Annotated in this window: 4 protein-coding genes; 1 reads left to right on the top strand and 3 read right to left on the bottom strand. The window is 63.9% G+C overall.

What is annotated here, in order from left to right; genetic code table 11:
- Positions 1-152: 152 nt before the first annotated feature.
- The 3 genes from H0X91_RS34425 to H0X91_RS34415 form a co-directional block, all read right to left on the bottom strand.
- A complete protein-coding gene (locus tag H0X91_RS34425) occupies positions 153-1,394 on the bottom strand; it encodes a metal-dependent hydrolase family protein (protein ID WP_196433805.1) in 1,242 nt (413 codons plus the stop codon).
- 12 nt (positions 1,395-1,406) lie between these two features.
- The gene (locus tag H0X91_RS34420; protein WP_060263424.1) at positions 1,407-2,723 is read right to left on the bottom strand and encodes an MFS transporter; all 1,317 of its coding nucleotides are present in this window, start codon (positions 2,721-2,723) and stop codon (positions 1,407-1,409) included.
- A gap of 132 nt (positions 2,724-2,855) precedes the next feature.
- Positions 2,856-3,767: a LysR substrate-binding domain-containing protein gene (locus tag H0X91_RS34415; protein WP_196433804.1), complete on the bottom strand. Its 912-nt coding sequence runs from the start codon at positions 3,765-3,767 to the stop codon at positions 2,856-2,858.
- A gap of 199 nt (positions 3,768-3,966) precedes the next feature.
- Between H0X91_RS34415 and H0X91_RS34410 the strand changes: the two genes are divergently transcribed.
- Positions 3,967-4,377 carry a TIGR02594 family protein gene (locus H0X91_RS34410; RefSeq protein ID WP_059722525.1) on the top strand — a complete coding sequence of 137 codons (411 nt, stop codon included), beginning with the start codon at positions 3,967-3,969 and terminating at the stop codon, positions 4,375-4,377.
- Positions 4,378-4,612 lie beyond the last annotated feature (235 nt).

Genomic DNA, 4,612 nt, shown 5'->3' with positions numbered 1-4,612 from the left:
TTGCCGAACTGCTCAAGCAACTCGGCCGGAATCGCCGGCAGAGCCGCCGGCTGGGCTTTCGGTTTGCGAGGCATAAATTCTCCTTGGGAGCATGTTATGCCTTAAACACAAAATTCCTGACAGGCCCAGGCGGACTGAATCATGGCGTCAAATCACCGGCCGCCGGCCTGCTGCTTCACGACCGCTCCCCGCTGCAACACATACTCGACCTTCGCCCCTTCATCGGCCACGACTCCAATATCCTTGAGCGGATTCCCATCCAGCACGACGAGATCCGCGATCGCCCCCACCGCAACCACCCCAAGCTCCCCCGTCATATTCACAATCTCCGCCGCCACCGTCGTCGCCGACCTGAGCGCTTCCAGATTCCCAAGCACCTCCGCCCGGATCCGAAACTCCCCAGACTGAAATGCATGCATCTCGCCGAGCAAGTCCGACCCGAACCCCATCTTCACCCCAGCTTTCGAATAGATCTCAAGCGACTCGCGTCCTTTCTGCTGCACGGAGGCCACCTTCGCGATGGAGTCCGCCGGCATCCCAAACTCCGCCCCGTGTTTCGCCAGCGCGTCGTAAGTCACCAGTGTCGGGACCACAAACGCCCCCCGCTCATGCATCAGCGCCGCAGCCGCCTCATCCACGAGATTCCCGTGCTCGATCGTCCGCACGCCGCATCTCACAGCCCGCGCAATCGCCCGCCCCGTATACGCATGCGCCATCACATAAGTATTCGCGGCCTTGGCCTCGTCGACGATCGCCCGAATCTCATCCTCCGAATACTGCGTGTTCGCAATCGGATCGGTCGGCGAAGCCACGCCGCCTGACGCCATGATCTTGATCTGCGTCGCGCCTTTCTGAATCTCCTCACGCACGGCGAGCCGCACGCCTTCGACGCCATCGACGACCCGCGCAATCGCCCCCGTCCTGAAACAGCAGGAGCAGGGCTCCAGCACATCGCCGCGCGGCCGAAAGTCCCCATGCCCACCAGTCTGCGACAACGCCTTCCCCGACGGAAAAATCCGCGGCCCCGGAATCAGCCCCATCTCAACGGCCTGCATCAAACTCCAATCCGCGCCCCCCGCATCCCGCACACTGGTGAACCCACGCGACAACATCGCATCGAGAATCGGCAGCGACCGAATCGCCGCGAGAATATTCGGCTGCGTCGCATTCGCGCCCAGGTTCGCACTCGACGCCAGCACATGCACATGGCAATCGATGAACCCGGGCATCACGGTCTTGCCGCGCGCGTCGATCACCTGCGCATTCGGCAAATCCACCGGCCGATCGGTGACTTCGACGATCCGCTCGCCTTCGATCACGACATGATGATGTTCGAGCAACACGCCTCGTTCGAGGTCGAGCACGTTGCCGCCTTGAAGCACGGTAATGGTCATGAGCAAAAATCCTTATCGAGTCGTTGCGGCCGCACGCTTCGCATCCTTCACGAAGCGCGTGCCGACGAAACTGACGGCCGCCGCGAGCATCACGTAGAACGCGGGCGCCATGTTGCTGCCGGTGCGGGCGATGAGCCACGTGATCAGGAACGGCGCGAACCCGCCGAAGATCGTCACCGCGAAGTTGTACGCGACGGACAACCCGGTCGACAGCACCTTGGTCGGAAACAGCTCCGCGAACGCCGCGAGGATCGGCCCCGTATAGGCCGCGATCAGCACGCCGAACACGGCCTGGAACACGATCAGCGACGCGAACCCGGGCGCATGGTTGATCCACGAGAACATCGGCCACGCGAGCACGAGGATCGCGAGCGCGGAACCGGACAGGAACACGCGGCGTCCCCACGCGTCGGCGAGTCGCCCGACGATCGGCGAGCAGCACATGATCATCAGCCCGCCGACCATGCCGGCCGTGAAGCCGGTCGATTGCGGCAGATGCAGCGTGCGCACGGAATAGGTCGGCATGTAGAACAGCAGCACGTAGGTGCAGACGGTCCACAGGATGACCATCGAGAAACTCGCGAACGTCTCGCGCGGGTAGGTGTGCAGCACTTCCTTCAGCGGCGAGCTTTCCTTCGCCTGCGATTCGACGGCGCTGAACGCGGGCGTCTCGTCGATATGGCTGCGAATGAAGTAACCGACCGGCCCGACGACGATCCCGAGCAGGAACGGCAGCCGCCAGCCCCAGCTATGCAGCGCCTGCGTGTCGAGCGACGTCGTGACGAACGTGCCGGTCGCCGCACCGAGCAGCACCGCGAAGCCGATGCTCGACTGGATCCAGCTCGAGTAATACGCACGCTTCTCCCGCGGCGCGTATTCGGTGAGGAACGCGGTGGCGCCGCCCATCTCGCCGCCGGCCGAGAAGCCTTGCAACAGCCGCGCGACGACGATCATCAGCGGCGCGGCGATGCCGGCCTGTTCGTAGGTCGGCGCGATCCCGATCAGCGCGGTGCCGGCCGCCATCAGCAGGATCGTGAGCGACAGCGCGGCCTTGCGTCCGACCTTGTCGGCATAGACGCCGAGCACGATGCCGCCCACCGGCCGCATGAAGAAGCCCACGCCGAACGTCGCGACGGTGAGCAGCACGGACGTCAGTTCGTTGCCGGTCGGGAAGAACAGCTTCGCGATGATCACCGCGAAGAAGCTGTAGACGGTGAAGTCGAACCATTCGAGACCGTTGCCGATCACGGTCGCGACGATGGCGCGGCGGCGCTGTTGCACCGCTGCATCGACGGCAGCCGCGGCGCGCGGGGAGAGCGTTCCTTGCATGGTCTCTTCCTTGGTCAGAGGACGGGGCGACTGCCCCGCGTGAATCCCATGCTAAGGACAGCCGCAATTTTTTCTGAAACGAAAGATTCGCATGCCTGCATGCGCTGCACGCATGGATCGGGCGCGTGGTATTCAGGCCCCGGTTTGCTGCTCCGCCTGTTCGAACAGCCAGCGGGTGAACAGGCGGGCGGCCTGGTTCTGCGCGCGGTCGTTCGGCGAGATCACGTAATAGCCGCCGCCGTGGCTCGCGGACGCTTCCGTCACGCGCACGAGCAGGCCGGCTTCGATGCAGGCGTCGATCATGTAGCGCCAGCCGAGCGACACGCCCTGACCGAGTATCGTCATCTGCACGATCTGCGGATAGGAGTTGATCGTGATGTCCTGCGGCTGCGCCTTCTGCCGGTCGACGTCGTTCAGGTCGAACCATTCGGACCACGACATCCATTGGCGCTGGCCGTCTTCGAGGCGCAGCAGCGTTTCGTTCGCGAGATCGGCCGCGTCGAGCGTGCGGCCGGCCAGATAGCCGGGCGCGCAGACGGGGAACACTTCCTCGTCGAACAGCCGGCGCGCGGTGTATTCGGCCGGCGCCTGCTGGCGCACGTAGTAGACGCCGACGTCGAATTCCGCGGGCGACATCGATGCCAGGCCGTCGCGCACGATCAGGCGCAGCTTGATGTTGGGATAGGTGGCGCGAAAGTTCGGCAGCCGCGGCGTGAGCCACAGCAGCGCGACGCCGGACGAGCACGCGATCGTCAGTTCGAGATCGCCGTACGGTTTCATTACGTCGTGCGTGGCTTCCGCGCATTGCGTGAGCAGATGGTGGACCTGCGCCGCGTATTGCTCGCCGGCGATCGTCAGCCGCAGCGAACGGTGCTCGCGCACGAACAGCGAGCGGCCGAGGAATTCCTCGAGCTGCTGGATCTGGCGGCTGATCGCGCTTTGGGTCAGGTGCAGTTCGGCGGCGGCTTTCGTGAAACTCGCGTGCCGCACGGCGGCTTCGAACGCGATGAGGCACTGAAGAGGCGGCAGGGGCGTGATGCGCATGGCGGGCAGGGGAGTCAGGGGAGGCGCTGCCTCCATGATACGGGCGGACCTGACGAAAATCGCCACTCGTGACGGGGCTGTGGATTCGCCCTATTCGTGCGAAGATTGCGCGAAACAACACCAACACCCACACGTACCCGAGAACGACGTGACCCTATCGAACCCTGAGAGCAAAGTGAAAGCCGTCCACCCACCCTGGATGCCCGTCGCGCTGGCCGAACTCGGCATCCGCCGCCACCCGCCGGGCAGCATCAACCCGCGCATCGTCGAATACAACAACCAGACGAACCTGGTCGGCTACGACGACAAGATTTCCTGGTGCTCGTCGTTCGTGAACTGGTGCATGGCGCACGCCGGATTCCGCGGCACCGGCTCCGCGCTCGCGCGCTCGTGGCTCGAATGGGGCAAACCGCTGGAGCGCCCGGTCTACGGCTGCATCGCGATCCTGACGCGGGATGATCCGACGAGCTGGAAAGGGCACGTGGGTTTCTACCTGCGGCACGACGCCGAACACGTTCACCTGTTCGGCGGCAACCAGCTGGAAGAGGTTCGGGAACTTGCGTATCCGTTGCATGAGGTGATCGGCTATCGTTGGCCGGCCATCGAATGACCGTGCAGCGGTAACACACAACAATCCAGAACAAGGAGCCCGCAGTGCAAACCGGCAATCTCCGCCTCTACGCGGATGCGCAATACAAGAGCCATTATGCGATGTCGGTGGAGCAGCCCCCTGAAACGCCGGACACAGTCACCCACTTACAATAACGGGTAGGCATAGGACTGTGTTTTTGACTAACACTAGGCAGGAAGTGATGGAAGTGTTGACGGGCCCGGAGCGTCGGCGG

It is taken from the genome of Burkholderia sp. 9777_1386 (assembly GCF_015712265.1).
Lineage (GTDB): Bacteria > Pseudomonadota > Gammaproteobacteria > Burkholderiales > Burkholderiaceae > Burkholderia > Burkholderia cenocepacia.
The sequence above is the reverse complement of the archived record's forward strand: the minus strand, read 5'-3'. Positions and strand labels throughout refer to the sequence as shown.